This window comes from Stutzerimonas stutzeri (assembly GCF_018138085.1).
Lineage (GTDB): Bacteria > Pseudomonadota > Gammaproteobacteria > Pseudomonadales > Pseudomonadaceae > Stutzerimonas > Stutzerimonas stutzeri_AI.
Genome location: NZ_CP073105.1, coordinates 104,687 through 121,195, shown reverse-complemented (window position 1 = coordinate 121,195; position 16,509 = coordinate 104,687). Strand labels below are relative to the sequence as shown.

At 63.8% G+C, this 16,509-nt stretch carries 14 protein-coding genes and 1 pseudogene; 4 read left to right on the top strand and 11 right to left on the bottom strand.

Annotated elements, in window-relative coordinates; genetic code table 11:
• Positions 1-2 precede the first annotated feature (2 nt).
• The 6 genes from KCX70_RS00570 to KCX70_RS00545 form a co-directional block, all read right to left on the bottom strand.
• A complete protein-coding gene (locus tag KCX70_RS00570) occupies positions 3-902 on the bottom strand; it encodes a cytochrome c oxidase subunit 3 (protein WP_021209118.1) in 900 nt (299 codons plus the stop codon).
• Positions 899-1,477, bottom strand: a complete 579-nt coding sequence (locus KCX70_RS00565) for a cytochrome c oxidase assembly protein (protein WP_212618964.1) — start codon at positions 1,475-1,477, stop codon at positions 899-901. The genes KCX70_RS00570 and KCX70_RS00565 overlap by 4 nt, the downstream gene beginning before the upstream one ends.
• 342 nt (positions 1,478-1,819) lie before the next feature.
• Entirely contained in the window at positions 1,820-3,448 is a 1,629-nt protein-coding gene (gene ctaD / locus KCX70_RS00560) for a cytochrome c oxidase subunit I (protein WP_021209120.1), read from the bottom strand.
• Positions 3,449-3,461: 13 nt separating this feature from the next.
• Entirely contained in the window at positions 3,462-4,595 is a 1,134-nt protein-coding gene (coxB, locus tag KCX70_RS00555) for a cytochrome c oxidase subunit II (protein ID WP_021209121.1), read from the bottom strand.
• 211 nt (positions 4,596-4,806) lie between these two features.
• A complete protein-coding gene (locus KCX70_RS00550) occupies positions 4,807-5,061 on the bottom strand; it encodes a hypothetical protein (protein WP_031311155.1) in 255 nt (84 codons plus the stop codon).
• Positions 5,062-5,610: 549 nt separating this feature from the next.
• The gene (locus KCX70_RS00545; protein WP_212618963.1) at positions 5,611-6,675 is read right to left on the bottom strand and encodes a PA0069 family radical SAM protein; all 1,065 of its coding nucleotides are present in this window, start codon (positions 6,673-6,675) and stop codon (positions 5,611-5,613) included.
• A 164-nt stretch (positions 6,676-6,839) separates the two neighbouring features.
• On the opposite strand from KCX70_RS00545, the gene KCX70_RS00540 reads away from it, so the two are divergent.
• Positions 6,840-7,913, top strand: a complete 1,074-nt coding sequence (locus KCX70_RS00540; protein ID WP_212618962.1) for an acyltransferase family protein — start codon at positions 6,840-6,842, stop codon at positions 7,911-7,913.
• A 44-nt stretch (positions 7,914-7,957) separates the two neighbouring features.
• On the opposite strand, the gene KCX70_RS00535 is transcribed toward KCX70_RS00540, so the two are convergent.
• The 4 genes and pseudogenes from KCX70_RS00535 to KCX70_RS00520 form a co-directional block, all read right to left on the bottom strand.
• Positions 7,958-8,725, bottom strand: coding sequence for a DUF1835 domain-containing protein (locus KCX70_RS00535; protein WP_212618961.1), 768 nt, complete (start codon positions 8,723-8,725; stop codon positions 7,958-7,960).
• A 17-nt stretch (positions 8,726-8,742) separates the two neighbouring features.
• Complete coding sequence (locus KCX70_RS00530) at positions 8,743-9,021, bottom strand: YheV family putative zinc ribbon protein (RefSeq protein WP_021206334.1); 279 nt, start codon at positions 9,019-9,021, stop codon at positions 8,743-8,745.
• Positions 9,018-11,066, bottom strand: a complete 2,049-nt coding sequence (gene prlC, locus KCX70_RS00525; RefSeq protein WP_212618960.1) for an oligopeptidase A — start codon at positions 11,064-11,066, stop codon at positions 9,018-9,020. The genes KCX70_RS00530 and prlC overlap by 4 nt, the downstream gene beginning before the upstream one ends.
• A 347-nt stretch (positions 11,067-11,413) precedes the next feature.
• Positions 11,414-12,263 (bottom strand): annotated as a pseudogene (locus KCX70_RS00520) (bile acid:sodium symporter family protein); the annotation flags it as partial.
• 82 nt (positions 12,264-12,345) lie between these two features.
• Between KCX70_RS00520 and KCX70_RS00515 the strand changes: the two are divergent.
• The 3 genes from KCX70_RS00515 to KCX70_RS00505 all read left to right on the top strand — a co-directional run bounded on the left by KCX70_RS00515 (position 12,346) and on the right by KCX70_RS00505 (position 14,554).
• Positions 12,346-13,170 carry an AraC family transcriptional regulator gene (locus KCX70_RS00515; RefSeq protein WP_212618959.1) on the top strand — a complete coding sequence of 275 codons (825 nt, stop codon included), beginning with the start codon at positions 12,346-12,348 and terminating at the stop codon, positions 13,168-13,170.
• Positions 13,171-13,204: 34 nt separating this feature from the next.
• Positions 13,205-13,747, top strand: coding sequence for a gamma carbonic anhydrase family protein (locus KCX70_RS00510; RefSeq protein WP_212618958.1), 543 nt, complete (start codon positions 13,205-13,207; stop codon positions 13,745-13,747).
• Positions 13,748-13,909: 162 nt separating this feature from the next.
• Positions 13,910-14,554, top strand: coding sequence for an HAD family hydrolase (locus KCX70_RS00505; protein WP_212618957.1), 645 nt, complete (start codon positions 13,910-13,912; stop codon positions 14,552-14,554).
• Here KCX70_RS00505 and KCX70_RS00500 read toward each other — a convergent pair.
• Complete coding sequence (locus KCX70_RS00500; RefSeq protein WP_212618956.1) at positions 14,551-16,494, bottom strand: alkaline phosphatase family protein; 1,944 nt, start codon at positions 16,492-16,494, stop codon at positions 14,551-14,553. The genes KCX70_RS00505 and KCX70_RS00500 overlap by 4 nt on opposite strands.
• Between the last annotated feature and the right edge of the window lie 15 nt (positions 16,495-16,509).

Below are 16,509 nucleotides of genomic sequence, written 5' to 3'. Positions count from 1 at the left end.
CCCTAGAGCACGTAGACGAAAATGAACAGGCCGATCCAGACCACATCGACAAAGTGCCAGTACCAGGCCGCCGCCTCGAAACCGAAGTGCTGGTCAGGCGTGAAATGGCCGCGGAAGCTGCGCACCAGCATGACCGTCAGAATAATTGCGCCGATGGTCACATGCGCCCCGTGAAACCCGGTGAGCATGAAGAAGGTCGCACCGTAGATTCCCGAACCGAGCGTCAACCCCAGCTCGGTGTAGGCGTGGATGTACTCTTCGATCTGCAAGCTGAGGAACGTGGCACCCAGCAGCACGGTGATCCCCAGCCCCAGCTTGAGCTGCTTGCGGTGGCCCTTGCGCAGCGCATGGTGCGCCCAGGTCAGGACGAAACTGGAACTGACCAGCAGGATGGTGTTGATCAGCGGCAGGCCCCATGGGCTGATGGTGCCTTCCGGCGCAGGGTAGAGCTTGGGGTCCGGGTTGTTCAGCAGCGGCCAGCTGAACTCGAAGTTCGGCCAAAGCATCGCACTGACACCCTTGTCGCCTTCGCCGTCTAGCCAGGGCCCGACCCAGTAGCGGACATAGAACAGCACGCCGAAGAAGGCCATAAAGAACATCACTTCGGAAAAGATGAACCAGCTCATACCCCAGCGGAACGAGCGATCCATCTGGTGGCTGTAGAGTCCCGCACGGCCTTCACGCACCACCGCACCGAACCAGCCGAACATCATGTAGGCGATCAGCAAGGCGCCGAGGAAGAAGATCAGCGGTCCGTGGGACTCGGCGCGGTCGGCCTTGAGATCGTTGAACCAGGTACCCAGCCCGTAGACGGTGGTCAGCAGCGCCACGGTCGCGACGATCGGCCACTTGCTTTGAGCGGGAACATAGTACTTCTCGTACGCGGGGGTCGGTTGGCTCATTGCAGACTCTCCTTGCCCGCCGCCCCGGGCGCCTGGACAACGGCGACCGGAGGCTGACGAGACGTGATGTCGAACAGGGTGTAAGCGAGCGTCAGGTGACGCACATCTGCGGGCAAATCACGATCGACAATGAAGCGCACCGGCATTTCGATGCGCTCGCCGGGTTGCAGCACCTGCTGGGTAAAGCAGAAGCACTCGGTCTTGTGGAAATAGGCGGCCGCCTTGGATGGCGAAATGCTCGGCACCGCCTGCGCGGTCATCGGACGGTCGGTGGGGTTGAAGGCGACGAAGCGCATCTCCTGAATGGCGCCCGGGTTCACGCTGAGCTGATCGGCCAGCGGATGGAATTCCCAGGTCATACCCGAGGCGTTGGTGGCCAGAAACTGCACCCGCACTTCACGGGCGTCATCCGTCACCTGTGTGCCCTCGTAGGCGCCGGCGGTCTTGCCGTTGATGCCAAAGGCCTTGCACATCACATCGTAGAGCGGCACCAGGGCGAAGCCGAAGGCGAACATCACCACCACCAGCAGCAACAGTCGGCGAATCAGCTTGGCCAGAGGCAACTCAGTATTCATTCAGCAGCCCTCGGTGTGTCGGCTGACCTGCCGTCGAAAAGCTCGCGGTCGAGACCGCTCCCACCAGTGCCCCGCTCTCGTGGGAGCGGTCTTGACCGCGAATAGCCACAAACAGCGGGCGGCGGGCTTGCTTTATGAGAGGCAGCTCAGTGTTCATTCAGCAGCCCTCGGTGTGTCGGCTGACCTGCCGTCGAAAAGCTCGCGGTCGAGACCGCTCCCACCGGTGCCCCGCTCTCGCGGGAGCGGTCTTGACCGCGAATAACCGGTTGCTCCGCTGGTGACCCAGGCGTGGGCGATCGAAGCCACACTTCGTCCAACCTCCCGCTTCCAGCCGCCGTTCGCCTAATCATCTTTCGGGCCGGTGCGGTGTTCGTGCAGCTCATCCATAGTCGGCGGCACGCTGAAGGTGTGATAGGGGGCTGGTGACGGCACGCTCCATTCCAGGCCCTCGGCGCCGTCCCACGGTTTGGCGGGAGCCGCCGGACCGCCGCGGATGCATTTGATGACGATGAAGAGGAACAACAGCTGAGTCGCACCGAACATGAAGGCGCCGATGCTCGAGACCATGTTGAAGTTGGCGAACATCAGGTTGTAGTCGGGGATACGCCGCGGCATGCCGGCCAGCCCCACGAAGTGCATGGGGAAGAACGCCATGTTCATGCCGATGAAGCTCATCCAGAAATGCAGCTTGGCCAGCGTCTCGTCATACATGTGCCCGGTCCACTTGGGCAGCCAGAAGTAGGCCGAGGCAAAGATGCCGAAGATCGCGCCGGGCACCAGCACGTAGTGGAAATGCGCCACCACGAAGTAGGTGTCGTGGTACTGGAAGTCAGCCGGGGCAATGGCCAGCATCAACCCTGAAAAGCCGCCGATGGAGAACAGAATGACAAAGGCGACCGCGAACAGCATCGGCGCCTCGAAGGTCAGCGAGCCACGCCACATGGTGGAGACCCAGTTGAACACCTTCACCCCGGTCGGCACGGCGATGAGCATGGTCGCGTACATGAAGAACAGCTCGCCGGTCACCGGTATGCCGACGGTAAACATGTGGTGCGACCAGACGATGAACGAGAGAAAGGCGATGGCCCCGGTGGCGTAGACCATCGAGGTGTAGCCGAACAGCGGCTTGCGGCTGAAGGCCGGGATGATCGAGCTGACCGCGCCGAACGCCGGCAGGATCATGATGTAGACCTCGGGGTGGCCGAAGAACCAGAACACGTGCTGGAACAGCACCGGATCGCCGCCGCCCGCCGCGCTGAAGAAGCTCGTGCCGAAGTGGATGTCCATCAGCATCATGGTCACCACGCCCGCCAGCACCGGCATCACCGCGATGAGCAGGAACGCGGTGATCAGCCAGGTCCAGACGAACAGCGGCATTTTCATCAGGGTCATGCCCGGCGCTCGCAGGTTGAGTACGGTGGCGATGACGTTGATGGCGCCCATGATCGAGCTGATGCCCATCAGGTGGATCGCGAAAATGAAGTAGGTCACGCTCTCCGGCGCATAGGTGGTCGACAGCGGCGCATAGAAGGTCCAGCCGAAGTTGGGTCCACCGCCCTCCATGAACAGGGTCGAGACCAGCAGCCCGAACGCGGCGGGCAACAGCCAGAAGCTGAAGTTGTTCATCCGCGGCAGGGCCATGTCCGGCGCGCCGATCATCAGCGGAATCATCCAGTTGGCCAGGCCGACGAAGGCTGGCATCACCGCGCCGAAGACCATGATCAGGCCATGCATGGTGGTCATCTGGTTGAAGAATTCCGGCTGCACGATCTGCAGGCCCGGCTGGAACAGCTCGGCGCGGATGACCATGGCCATCGAACCGCCCAGCAGGAAGGCGCAGAAGCTGAACCATAGGTACATCGAACCGATGTCCTTATGGTTGGTGGTCAGCAGCCAGCGCGAGAGTCCCTTGGCCGGGCCGTGGTGATGGTCATGCCCGGCATGCCCATGATCGTCGATCACTGCACTCATCGCTGCCTACCCCTTATTGACTGGCTTCTTCGGCCTGTTTGAAATCGAGCACGTCTTTCGGCGTAACCATGTCGCCCTTGTCGTTGCCCCACGCGTTGCGCTCGTAGGTCACCACAGCGGCCAGGTCGACTTCCGACAACTGCGGGCCGAAGGCCGGCATCGCTGTGCCCGGCCGGCCATGGACGACCACGCTGAGGTGATTTTCGGCATCGCCGGTGGCGATCGGCGAGCCCTTGAGCGCCGGGAACATCGGCGGCAGCCCCATGCCGGTGGGCTGGTGACAGGAGGCGCAGTTGGTCAGGTAGACCTTCTCGCCGCGGGCAACGAGCTCGTCCACTGTCCATTCCTTGCTGGTCAGCTCTGCCAGCTTGGCGGCTTCGGCCTTTTTCTCGCCCAGCCAGGCGGCATAGTCTTCGGCGGACTTGACCTCCACCACGATCGGCATGAAGCCATGATCCTTGCCGCACAGCTCGGTGCACTGCCCGCGGTAGATGCCGGGCCGCTCGACGCGGGTCCAGGATTCATTGATGAATCCGGGGATGGCATCCTTCTTCACCGCCAGATCCGGCACCCACCAGGAATGGATGACGTCCGCCGCGGTGACCAGAAAGCGCACCTTGGCGCCTGCCGGAATAACCAGCGGCTGGTCCACTTCGAGGAGGTAGTGCTCGCCCTTGGGCGCAAGGTTGTTGATTTCGTCGCGCGGCGTGGTCAGGTTGCTGAAGAACTCGACATCCTCGCCCAGGTACTTGTAGTGCCACTTCCATTGGTAGCCGGTGACCTGGATATCCACATCCGATTCGGAGGCATCGTAGATGTGGATCAGCGTGCGGGTGGCTGGTATCGCCATGCCGACCAGGATCAGCAACGGGATGATGGTCCAGAGCACTTCGACCTTGGTGTTCTCATGGAAATGCGCAGACTCGAGCCGCTTGGAGCGGCGGTGCGCGAACATCGACCAGAACATGACCGCGAACACCAGCACGCCGATGATCACGCAGATCCAGAAAATGGTCATGTGCAGATCGAATACGGAGCGACTGACATCGGTCACACCGGATCGCATGTTCACATCCCAGGCCGCCTGGGCCTGCGCAAACAGCGACCACAGCCCAATCCCCATCCAGACTCGTGGATGTCGCGACATTGCGGGTTCCCCTTATGGTTCTTGTTATCCCGCCGACCGCTCGTCTGGTCGCAGCGTCGAGCAAGCGCTCGCGCCCACGGCCTGACCACGCTCCGGTCCGGCTCCCCCCAACTACTGGTTGCCAGGCCTCGCTTTGCACGCGCAGTCGGATTCAATCGGTACGCTTACGAACGGAGTATAGACAGCGATCCAAACCTGGCAATTTCACGGCTCAGGCGCTGGCTTGAGCCTGTGCTGGCTGGTCGTTCTTCTTCACACCGCGGATGTTCATCAGCGCCAGACACACCTGCAGCGCGATCAACGCCCATGCTTCGGCATGCCAACCCCAGATCACCCAGAGCAGATTGCTCAGCAGAAAACAGCAGAATCCCACCGTACGCCGACGCGGCTTCAACGAGCCGATCAACCAGGCAGCCAGTACCGTGACCACCATCGCCGGCCACTGCAGCAGATCGATCCAGTCCAAAAGGCCTCCACCTTGCACAGGGCGCCGGCCATCCGACGCCTCAGCGATACCTGGGTTGGTGCGCGAAGCGCGGCGTAGAGTTCCGGCGAGCCGCCCTGTGGCGTCGCCCTTGTGCCTTTCTTGAACCACCCCAAGCCTGGACACGCCCGACTGGTTTCGGCGGCTCTGCCCTAGCAAACGATCCCCATCGTGTTAGAAGCGAACCGACCCCGAGCACCCGCCAGGTCTGCGATCAACGACGCAGCCGAGCCATTCGCGGTCAATACCGCTCCCACGGGGCTTGGTGCTTGTACTTAGGCTTAGCGCGGCACCGCTTTTGTAGGAGCGGTCTTGACCGCGAGCTTTTCAGCGAAGCCGCTCAGAAATTCAGTCACCACAACAGACGCCTTCGCGGTCGAGACCGCTCCCACGGAGGCTCGGTGCTGGCACTTAAGGCCGTGCGCGGCACCGCTCCCACGGGGCTGGTGCTTGTACTTAGGCCACGCGCGGCACCGCTTTTGTAGGAGCGGTCTTGACCGCGAGCTTTTCCAGCGAAGCCGCGCTCAGCTACTACAGCAGCGTCATCTGCTGGCCGGGTGGCGCGAAGCGGGTGCAATCGAGGCCATAATTCTGGTCTCGCCGGTTGTAACCGAGGCGCTTGCAGGCCAGCTGGAAGCGTTGCGCGAGCAGTTGGGCAAACTGGCCCTCACCGCGCATGCGGCTGCCGAAGCGGCTGTCGTAGTCCTTGCCGCCCCGCGACTGGCGCACCAGGCTCATGACGTGGGCGGCGCGCTGCGGAAAATGCTCCTGCAGCCACTCGTCGAACAGCGTGGCCACCTCATGTGGCAGCCGCAACAGCACGTAGCCGGCAGACCGCGCTCCGGCTTCACGGGCGGCCTCCAGCATCCGCTCGAGCTCCATGTCGTTGATCATCGGGATCATCGGCGCGCACATCACGCTGACTGGTACACCCGCGTCGTGCAGGCTGCGCAAAACCCGCAGCCGCGCCGAGGGCGATGCTGCCCGCGGCTCCATGATGCGTTTGAGCTCGTCGTCCAGCGTCGTCAGGCTGACCGAGACGCTGACCAGCTTCTGCTCGGCCAGCGGCACCAGCAGGTCGAGATCGCGCAACACCAGCGATCCCTTGGTGATGATGTGCACCGGATGCTTGAAGCGCAGCAGGATCTCCAGCGCCTGGCGCGTCAACCGTTGCTCGCGCTCCAGTGGCTGATACGCATCGGTGTTGACGCCCAGGGCGATGGGCTGCGGCACGTAGCCGGGTTTGCTCACCTCCTGCTCGAGGCGCTCGGCGAGGTTGGTCTTGGCGATCAGCCGCGTTTCGAAATCGATCCCTGGCGACAGATCCCAGTAGGCGTGGCTGGGCCGTGCAAAGCAGTAGATGCAGCCGTGTTCGCAACCACGATAGGGATTGACCGAACGATCGAAGCCGACATCCGGCGACTGGTTGCGCGTAAGCACGGTTTTCGCCGTCTCGATCCGCACCTCGGTTGCCCGGGTCTGCGGCACATCCTGCTCCCAGCCATCGTCATAGGCTTCACTGCGCGTCGGGGCGAAGCGGTTGTCCGGATTGATCGCGGTGCCGCGGCCCCGCGGCGTGGTGATGGGAGCGCGCATTGAAGCCTCCGAGTACTGTTCATGCATACAGTATCAAGTAACCGGCCGAACATCTCCACGCCGATGGTCGGAAAAAAACCAACGGCCAGGGAATTATCGCCACCCGTTTGTGCCCAAGCTGGCTCACGGCTGTAATCCGTCCCGGTATCGACAAGGAGGTGAAGATGCCCGCCCAGCCAGGCGCACCGCTCGCTCACGAAAACAACTTCGATTTTCTGCGATTCTTCGCAGCAACGATGGTCCTCCTCGTTCACAGCTATCCGCTGACCGGGCGCCGACCCGATGAACCCATCGAGCTGCTGACCGGCTACGAGAATGGCGGCGAGATGGCCGTCGCGATCTTCTTCGTGATCAGCGGTTACCTGATCACCTCCTCCTGGATCAATAGCAGCAGCGCGAAGAGCTTTCTCATCAAGCGTGCGTTGCGCGTGTTCCCGGCCTTGATTTTGGCGGTGCTGCTTTCTGCCTTCGTCATCGGACCGCTGGTGACCGACCGGAGCATGATCAGCTATCTCTCGTCCTCAGTCACCTGGACCTATCTGCAGAACATCCTGCTCGTCACGCGCTTCGAACTGCCGGGCGTGTTCACCCAGAACATCTATCCGAACGTGGTGAACGGCTCATTGTGGACGCTGCCGCTGGAAGTGCTGATGTACCTCGGCGTGATGATGATGGGGCTGATCGGCCTGCTGAATCGCCGGCTGATCTTCCTGCCGATCGCCGGCCTCGCCCTGGGACATTTCTGGATACTGAGGATGCTCGGGATCGAGTCGTTCTTCATCAACAACATCGTCAAGCTGGGCTTGCTGTACTACACCGGCTCCGCGCTCTTTCTCTATCGCGACGCCCTGCCCTGGCGCGGCTGGATCGCGGTGGTCCTGGTCGCTGCGCTGGGCCTGACCTTCCACACCGCCGCAGGCCCCTACGTTTACGTGGTCGCGCTGCCCTATCTGGTGATCTACCTCGCCTATGCCCCGATCCCGCTGATTTCCCGGTTCGGCAAGCACGGCGACTTCTCCTACGGCATGTACATCTACGCCTTTCCGTTCCAGCAGCTCGTGGTATACCTGCTCGGCCCTGAAATCGGCGTGTTCCAGCTGACCGTGATCAGCCTCGTGCCGACGCTGCTGTTGGCGATCCTGTCCTGGCATCTGATCGAATCCCCGGCGATGAGACTCAAGCAGCGCTTCGCGCGCGCGCCGCGTGCGGCACTGGTCGGCGAGAAGATCGCCGGCTAAGCCGCCACCGGGTGTTGATCGCGGCCTGGCGCAGCGATGCCGGCTCAATCCGAGGCGTGGCGTACCTGAACCGTTGCGTAGCCAGCGTCGTGGTCGTCGGACAGGCGCAGCACACCGCGCTGCGCCAGCTCCCGGGCGCGCCAGTAAAGAAACATATCCGTCGCGAAAAAGCCGTCGCAGCGGCCCATGACCTCGGCCATGGCTCGGGATAATGGCATCTCCTCGTCACCGCAGGCCTCGGTGAGCTCGCGGTCGATTCGCCGATAATCCTCACCGACGAAACGACCGTCGAGCCAACGCCGTATCGCTGCGTTGTCCGCCACGGCGGTGCGCCACTGGCTGGCGAGCGTGGCGACCCTGGCGGGCTCGACAGGCCGCGGCTGGTCGAGTGCTACCAGTGCTTCGGGCGTATGCATGGACACCGCCATGCGCGTGCCGACCCGGCTGTCACCGGTGCCGCAGGCGACTTCATAGAAGGGCAGCGAAGATCCCTCCAGCGCCGCCGCCACCCGCGCCAGCATCAGCTGCTCGGAAGCGCTGTCGCCATGCCAGACGGTTACCGGCCGCGGCTGGCCAGACAACTCCTTCAGCCACAACGCATCACCCACGATGCCGGTGAAATCCGGCCGCGGCGTCATGGCTGCCGGCCACAGCGCCTCCCAAAAGGCCAGCCGCGCCGCACACGGCGGGATGTCGATATCGGCGAGCGGGCCGACGGCCAGGTCATCGCGTAGCACGCGGACCTCACTGCCGTCAGCCAGCAGCGGCCGGACGCTGTCCGCGGCGAGGTCGCCACAGGTGAGATGCCACATGGCGAGCCTCCCTCGGATCAGTCGGTTTTTTTCTTCAGCTTCGGATTGGGGAAAAACTGCACCGCCTGCACCTGCGGATCGGCGGCTTTCGGCTTGGCCTGGTTGACCCGCGTACCCAGCTCAGACGGCACTGATTGCCCCTGCGCGTTGAGCGTGTCGGCGTAGCCGCATTCGACGCACTCGCGATGCGGCACGCCGTCGACGTCCCACATCTTGATGCTGTCCGTGGCGCTGCATGCCGGGCACACGGCGCCGGCGATGAAGCGTTTGGTGGTCACTTTCGGTTCGTCGCTCATGCGACCTCCTCGGTCAGGCCCAGGTGGCGCAGCAGCGCATCGGTGGACGGCTCGCGGCCGCGGAAGTCGACGAACAGCACCATCGGCTCCTGCGAACCGCCGCGCGCCAGGATCGCCTCGCGGAAGGCACGGCCGGTGTCAGGGTTGAACACGCCCTCTTCCTCGAAACGCGAGAAGGCATCGGAAGACAGCACCTCGGCCCACTTGTAGCTGTAATACCCCGCCGCGTAACCGCCGGAGAAGATGTGCGCAAAGCTGTTGGGGAAGCGGTTGCTGGCCGGCGGACGCATCACCGAGACCTCGGCGCGGATGCCTTCGAGCACCTCGAGCACGCTGCGGCCGTCGCCGTGGGTGGCGTGCAGTTCGAAGTCGAACAGCGAGAACTCCAGCTGGCGCACCATCATCAGGCCGGACTGGAAATTCTTCGCCGCCAGCATCTTGTCGAGCAGGTCCTGCGGCAGCGTTTCGCCAGTCTGGTAATGACCAGAAATCAGCGCCAGCCCTTCGGGCTCCCAGCACCAGTTCTCCATGAACTGGCTCGGCAGTTCGACCGCATCCCAGGCAACGCCATTGATACCCGAGGCACCGGCATGCTCGACCTGGGTCAGCAGGTGATGCAGACCGTGGCCGAACTCGTGGAACAGCGTGGTGACTTCATCGTGGGTCAGCAGCGCCGGGCGCTCGCCCACCGGCGGGGTGAAGTTGCAGACCAGGTTGGCTACCGGCGTCTGCAGCGTGCCGAGGCAGGTGCGGCGCTTGTCGCGCGCGCCGTCCATCCAGGCACCGCCGCGCTTGTTGGCCCGCGCATAGAGGTCGAAGAAGAAGCGTCCGACGTGCTCGCCCTTTTCGCGGATTTCGAACAGGCGGACGTCCGGGTGCCAGCTGTCGAAGTCTTCCAGTTCGTGGATCTCGATACCGTAGAGACGCTTGACGATGGCAAACAGGCCGGACAGCACCTTGTCCACCGGGAAGTAGGCGCGCAGCTCTTCCTGGCTCAGGCTGTAGCGGGCCTGGCGCAGCTTCTCGCCGAAGTAGTTGACGTCCCAGCTCTGCAAATCGGTGACGCCCTGCTCGGCAGCGAAGGCGCGCAGCTCCTTCAGGTCGCGCTCGGCGAACGGCTTGCTGCGCGTGGCCAGGTCACGCAGGAAGCCCAGCACCTGATCGGTGCTCTCGGCCATCTTGGTCGCCAGCGACAGCTCGGCGTAGTTGCCGAAGCCCAGCAGTTGGGCCAGTTCCTGACGCAGGTCGAGGATCTGTTCCATTACCGGGCCGTTGTCGAACTGGCCGGCATTCGGCCCCCGGTCGGAGGCGCGGGTGGAGTAAGCGACGTAGACCTCCTCGCGCAGCGCGCGATTGTCGGCGTAGGTCATCACCGCGTAATAGCTGGGAAATTCCAAGCTGATCAGCCAGCCATCGAGCTCCTTGGCCTTGGCCGCTTCTGCCATCTGCGCCTTGGCCGAGTCGGTGATGCCGGCCAGCAGGCTTTCGTCGGTGACGTGCTTGGTCCAGGCCTGGGTCGCGTCGAGCAGTTGGTTGGAGAAGGTGCTGCCCAGCTCGGCGAGCTTCATGCGGATCGCGCCGAAGCGCTGCTGCTCGGCCGGCGGCAGGTCGATGCCAGACAGGCGGAAGTCACGCAGAGCGTGTTCGATGATGGTCTTCTGCGCCACGTCGAAGCCTTCTGCCTCGGGGTTCAGCGACAGCGCCTGATAGGCGGCGAACAACTCGGCGTTCTGCCCCAGTTCGGTGGCGTAGGCGGACAGCTTGGGCAGGCAGGCCTCGTAGGCGCTGCGCAATTCAGCATTGTTGCGCACCGCATTGAGGTGGCTGACCGGCCCCCAGGCGCGGCTGAGGCGCTCGTTCATTTCGTCCAGGCCGACCACCAGGGTGCTCCAGTCGAGGCTCTCGGCCGGGCGGCTGAGCAGTTCCTGCAGGGCGACACGGTTCTCGCCGAGGACGGTATCGACCGCCGGCTCGACGTGCTCCGGACGGATCTCGGAATAGGGCGGCAGGTCGAAATCGCGCAGCAGCGGATTGGTATCGGTCACGGCGTTTGCCCCTTCTGAAATAAAGTGATCAGCCGAGCATGTTAAAGACAATTGCCCGGCCGCGCAGCCAGCAAACGGCTCGATAGCGTGGCGCTATGCATGATGAATCCGCTGAGCTTGTGCAATCCCGGATGCGCTGCGTAACAGTGAAAAGCGAACCCGCCCCACTCGGCCGAGTCGCTCTTATTGCGACGGTTTCCTGCAGCGCGGGTTCCCGCGGCACAGCCTTTCGCTCGCGATCGCGTGTATGCCGCTCCGGCAGCGTTGCGTACCGCCACTGCGGATCGCCGGCAAGCTGGCTCGTACCCGTCGCAACGGCCGCTTGCCGGAGCACAGACAAGTGGCTTCTACGAAGCCGCAGGCGATTCCACAGGCAGCTCGGGCCGCCGCGCATAGCGCTGGGCGAGCACCGTGCAGACCATCAGTTGGATCTGATGGAAGAGCATCAACGGCAGGATGATCATGCCGACCGCGCTGGTGGCGAACAGCACCTGCGCCATGGGCACGCCGGTCGCCAGGCTCTTCTTCGAACCGGCGAAGAGGATGGTGATGCGGTCCTCCAGATTGAAGCCGAATACCTTGGCCAGCATGCTCGTCAGCCACAGCACGATGGCCAGCAACAGGCAGCAGGCCACCACCAGTCCAAGCAGGTTGCCAAGCGGCACGAGCTGCCAGAGCCCTTCGACCACAGCGCCACTGAACGCGGTGTAGACCACCAGCAGGATCGAACTCTGATCTACGGTTTTCAGCCAGGTCTTGTTGCGCGTCACCCAGGCGCCGATCCAGCGGCGGGCGACCTGCCCGGCGACGAAGGGCACCAGCAGTTGCAGCACGATCTTGCCTATGGAATCCAGCGTCGAGCCGCTGTCCCCTTCGACACCCATCAACAGCAGCACCAGCAAGGGCGTGAGGAAGATGCCGATCAGGCTGGACGCCGCGGCGCTACAGATCGCCGCCGGCACGTTGCCGCGCGCCAGCGAGGTGAAGGCAATGGCCGATTGCACCGTAGCCGGCAGCGCGCAGAGGTAGAGCATGCCCAGGTAAAGATCGTTGCCCACCATCGGGGTCAGCACCGGCTTGAGCACCAGCCCGAGCAGCGGAAACATAACGAAGGTGCAGACGCCAGTGGCCGGCACCGGCGAGGATCGCCTCGCGAGACAGCTTGGCGCCGTGCATGAAGAACAGCAGCGCGATGGCGGCGGTTCCTTGGGGCTTGCAGGCAACAGGGATCGACCTTAACGTGGGCGGCACCTTCCGACTAACGCCAAGCAGGCATGAAATGTCGCCAATCGGACAAGAAGCCGCGCTGATTACCCGCCTCGGCGAGCTCAAGACGTTGCCGAGGCCGGTCTACGGCCAGCTCGACTCGCCGCCCAACCTCAAGCTCGGCTACCGCCACAGCCACCCCTGGGTGCAGCTATCCCACGCGGTCGAAGGCGTACTCGAAGTACGCACCGACAGTGGCCGCTTCATCGCGCCACCGCTGCGCGCGGTGTGGATTCCAGCGGGCGTGACGCACCAGGTTTTCTGCGCGCCGGACACCTGTATTCGCAGCCTTTACATCGATCAGGCCGTGGCCGGCGAGGCGTCCGAGCACTGCCGTGTGCTGCAGGTCAGCCCGCTGTTGCGCGAGCTGATCCGGCATTTCAGCACCCTGCCCGAAGCCTATGCCGAAGACGGCGCGGAAGGCCGACTGGTGCAGGTACTGCTGGACCAGCTGAGCTGCGCGCCGGAGGTCGAACTGGTGTTGCCACTGCCGGCCGAGCCACGCCTGCATCGGCTATGCAAAAGCCTGCAGGCGCAGCCGGAGTCGCAGGAAGGCCTGGCCGACTGGAGCCGCACGCTGGGCGTCTCGGAGCGGACCCTGAGCCGGCTGTTTCTCCGTGAAACCGGGCTGACCTTTCGTGCCTGGCGTCAGCGCCTGCGACTGCTCAGCGCGCTGCCGGCGCTGGAGCGCGGCGAGCGCGTCACCGATGTGGCGCTGGGCTGCGGCTACGACTCACTTTCAGCCTTTATCGCCGCGTTTCGCGAGCAGTTCGGCGCAACGCCAGGCGAATTCTTCCGCGCCGGCAGCAATGCCGTCGAAGGCCGGGTCTACCAGTGACCGGCCAAACTTTCACACGCTAAAGGAACAACCCATGAGCATCCGAACCTTCCAGGGCCACACGCCGGTACTTGGCGAACGCGTCTTTGTCGACCCCAGCGCCGTGCTCATCGGCGACATCGAGATCGGCGAGGACAGCTCCGTCTGGCCACTGACCGTGATCCGCGGCGACATGCACCGCATCCGCATCGGCGCACGCACCAGCATCCAGGACGGCAGCGTGCTGCACATCACCCACGCCGGCCCATTCAACCCGGACGGCTTCCCACTGACCATTGGCGACGAAGTCACGGTCGGCCACAAGGTCACCCTGCACGGCTGCACTCTCGGCAGTCGCATCCTGGTGGGCATGGGTTCCATCGTGATGGACGGCGCGGTGGTAGAAGACGAAGTCATCATCGGCGCCGGCAGCCTGGTGCCACCGGGCAAAACACTGCAAAGCGGCTATCTCTACGTCGGCAGCCCAGCGAAGCAGGCCCGGCCACTGACCGACAAGGAGCGCAGCTTCTTCAGCTATACCGCTGGCAACTACGTGAAGCTGAAGAACCAGCACCTGGCCGAAGGCTGTGCCGACTGAACCTTGCCGCGTGCTTACCGCCATCGGACCCTTGGGCTGGTGGACTGCTACATCATGCATCGCGAGCTTTGACAGGTGCCGCACCGCTCGGCGCGCCTCATTTGCCCTCGCGCCGAGGGGTAAAGGACAATTGACGGCCACCCGCTACCGGCCGCTTCTCCCATGCACCATTCCACCATCCTCTTCGACCTCGACGGCACCCTCACCGACCCGCGCGAAGGCATCACCCGCTCGATTCAGCATGCGCTGGCAAAGCTCGGTATCGACGAGCCGGACCTGCGCAAGCTCGAGCCCTTTATCGGCCCACCGCTGCTACAGGCGTTCATGGAGTTCTATGGCTTCGATGAGGCGCGGGCATGGGAAGCCGTCGGCCATTACCGCGAGCGCTTCAAAACGGTCGGGCTGTACGAAAACCTGCTGTTCGACGGTGTGCTGGAGATGCTCGAACACCTGCGCGGACAAGGCCGGACGCTCTATGTGGCGACCTCGAAGCCCTCAGTGTTCGCCCGCGAAATCGCCCGGCATTTCGCCTTCGATCATCACTTCAAGCTGATCTACGGCAGCGAGCTGGACGGCACTCGGACTAACAAGGTCGAGCTGATTGCCCACGTGATCGCCGAACAAGGGCTCGATCCAGAGCAGACACTGATGATTGGCGATCGCAAGCACGACCTGATCGGTGCGCACAGCAACGGGCTGAAAGCGGCAGCGGTGGGTTACGGCTTTGGCAGCCATGCCGAGCTGATGGCGCACTCGCCAGCGTATTACTACGCAACGCTGCCGGAGCTGCGCGCGGCGTTCGCCTAGGGCGCCGGGTCGCGCTCGGGGGCGAAGCTCACCGGCGGTGACCCATCGGCATTGATCTGTTCGACACGCGACGGCCGCCCCTCGGCATCCAGTCGCACTCGACCGATGCCCGCACCGTTCCACAGGCGCTCGCCGGCCCGGCTGCGGCCCGGCAGCCACGGTTGGACCCGCACCCGGCGGCGCTTGGTGAACCAGTTCAACGGCGAGCGCGGCGAATACAGCCAGCGATTGAGCCGGTCGAACAGGTCGAGCAGGCGCGGTGGAAACTCGTTCTTCACGCCACTGCTGGTGATCTGCCATAGCCGTGGGCCTTCGGCACGGCCACGAATGTGCACTTCATAGGCAAACGAGTAATGCACGTCGCCGGAGAGGATTACGTAGTTACCCGGCGTGCGGGTATGCCGAAAGATGTTGAGCATGACCTGCGCCGCGCCGCGATGGGCCATCCAGTTTTCGGCGTCGACCAAGAGCGACAGCCCGGCCCAGCTGAACACGCGCTGCACGACCTCGATCAGCTTGACGCCGAACATCGGTGCCGGCGAGACGATGACCACCGAACGATGGTCGAGCAGTTCCTGCTGGAAATCAGTGAGCGCCTCCCAATCCATCAAGCCCGACGGCCGATTCAGATTGCGCTCGCTGCGCCAGCGCCGGGTGCGCGTGTCGAGCACTACCAGCGCCGGCTCGCTGGGGAACACGTAGCCCCAGTCGCCGCGCTGCAGTAGCTCATCGACCACACCATCGTGCAGCGTGCAATCCAGCCGTCCAGCTTCGCCGCTGGCCAATAGCGCCTCGACGCCATCCAGTGAGGTGACGCAGGCATCCGGATCGTTGCCCCACGCCTGGCACAGCAGATAACCGAGCAGTGCGTTGCCGATGATGCGGCGGGAAAACGGATGGCCGTAGGCGGTCTCTTCCCAGCGGGCGCTAAGGTTCCAGTCGTCGGTGATGTCGTGGTCATCGAAGATCATCAGTGACGGCAGGTGCGCCAGTGCACGCGCAACCTGCGGCAAGCCTGCCCGGAAGTCATCGATAGCACGTAGCTCACGCGCCCAGCGATCAGCCAGTTCGCCGTCCAGCGCTGGCGGCTGAAGCTCGATCAGCTGCCAGGGTATCGGCGACCAGACCAGCAGGTACATGGCCAACACCTCGCCCAGCGAGACCAGATGGTTATGTGCGCTGGACGTCGTGAACACCGGCTTTTCCACGCCGCCGAAGAAGCGCTCGCGCAGCGCCTCGTTGGACTTGAACGCCGGCAGCAACTGCTCACGCCGGTAGTAGGTCGCCGAATGCGCCATCAGCTCATCACTATCGGCGACGACTGCACCTTCCAGACACTCGCCATACAAACCGAGCCGGCGGATCAATCCGTGAATGGCTACCAGGGTCGGCCCGGCGACGTCGTCGGCATAGATCTGGTCGCCGGTCATCAGCAGCGCGGCGGGCCAGTGTTCGGGGGCCCGGCGGGTCTGGGCGACCAGGGAATCGACGGTGACTAATCCGTCTGCCGAAGCATGGTGCGGCTTGCGACAGGAGCCATGCAGCAGATCGTCGTAGCGCGAGCGCACGACAAAGGCCGGGCGCTGGAATCCTTCGTGAATCAGGTGCGGCGCCCAAACAGCGATGCCCTGTTGCTGGCCGTCGCGCTGGATTAACACGTCGTATTCGATCATCTGATCGACCGGCAGCGGGCTATCCAGATGAAGGTCGATCAGGTGTAACCAGGCCGACGTACCCATTCGCAACTGGCGAGAGCATTTGCCTTCCACGGCCAGAGAAACCGGCGCCTCTCCTTCGGGCTGTAGCATCAGGCGCAACGACAGCGGCTCGCTGGCAACCAGCCAGAGCACCAGCCGCCCCGCTTCGAGCCGGCGCAGCAGGGGACCGGCGAGCACAAGAGGAAGGGAGGCGTAGGTGTTGGAGGGTGCGGGGCTGGGCATGCGACGGCTCGATGA

Bases quoted from the DNA above. Each gene is read 5' to 3' on its own strand.
- KCX70_RS00570 (WP_021209118.1), bottom strand. From the start codon at position 902: ATGAGCCAACCGACCCCCGCGTACGAGAAGTACTATGTTCCCGCTCAA.
- KCX70_RS00565 (WP_212618964.1), bottom strand. From the start codon at position 1,477: ATGAATACTGAGTTGCCTCTGGCCAAGCTGATTCGCCGACTGTTGCTG.
- ctaD (WP_021209120.1), bottom strand. From the start codon at position 3,448: ATGAGTGCAGTGATCGACGATCATGGGCATGCCGGGCATGACCATCAC.
- coxB (WP_021209121.1), bottom strand. From the start codon at position 4,595: ATGTCGCGACATCCACGAGTCTGGATGGGGATTGGGCTGTGGTCGCTG.
- KCX70_RS00545 (WP_212618963.1), bottom strand. From the start codon at position 6,675: ATGCGCGCTCCCATCACCACGCCGCGGGGCCGCGGCACCGCGATCAAT.
- KCX70_RS00540 (WP_212618962.1), top strand. From the start codon at position 6,840: ATGCCCGCCCAGCCAGGCGCACCGCTCGCTCACGAAAACAACTTCGAT.
- KCX70_RS00535 (WP_212618961.1), bottom strand. From the start codon at position 8,725: ATGTGGCATCTCACCTGTGGCGACCTCGCCGCGGACAGCGTCCGGCCG.
- KCX70_RS00530 (WP_021206334.1), bottom strand. From the start codon at position 9,021: ATGAGCGACGAACCGAAAGTGACCACCAAACGCTTCATCGCCGGCGCC.
- KCX70_RS00515 (WP_212618959.1), top strand. From the start codon at position 12,346: ATGTCGCCAATCGGACAAGAAGCCGCGCTGATTACCCGCCTCGGCGAG.
- KCX70_RS00510 (WP_212618958.1), top strand. From the start codon at position 13,205: ATGAGCATCCGAACCTTCCAGGGCCACACGCCGGTACTTGGCGAACGC.
- KCX70_RS00505 (WP_212618957.1), top strand. From the start codon at position 13,910: ATGCACCATTCCACCATCCTCTTCGACCTCGACGGCACCCTCACCGAC.
- KCX70_RS00500 (WP_212618956.1), bottom strand. From the start codon at position 16,494: ATGCCCAGCCCCGCACCCTCCAACACCTACGCCTCCCTTCCTCTTGTG.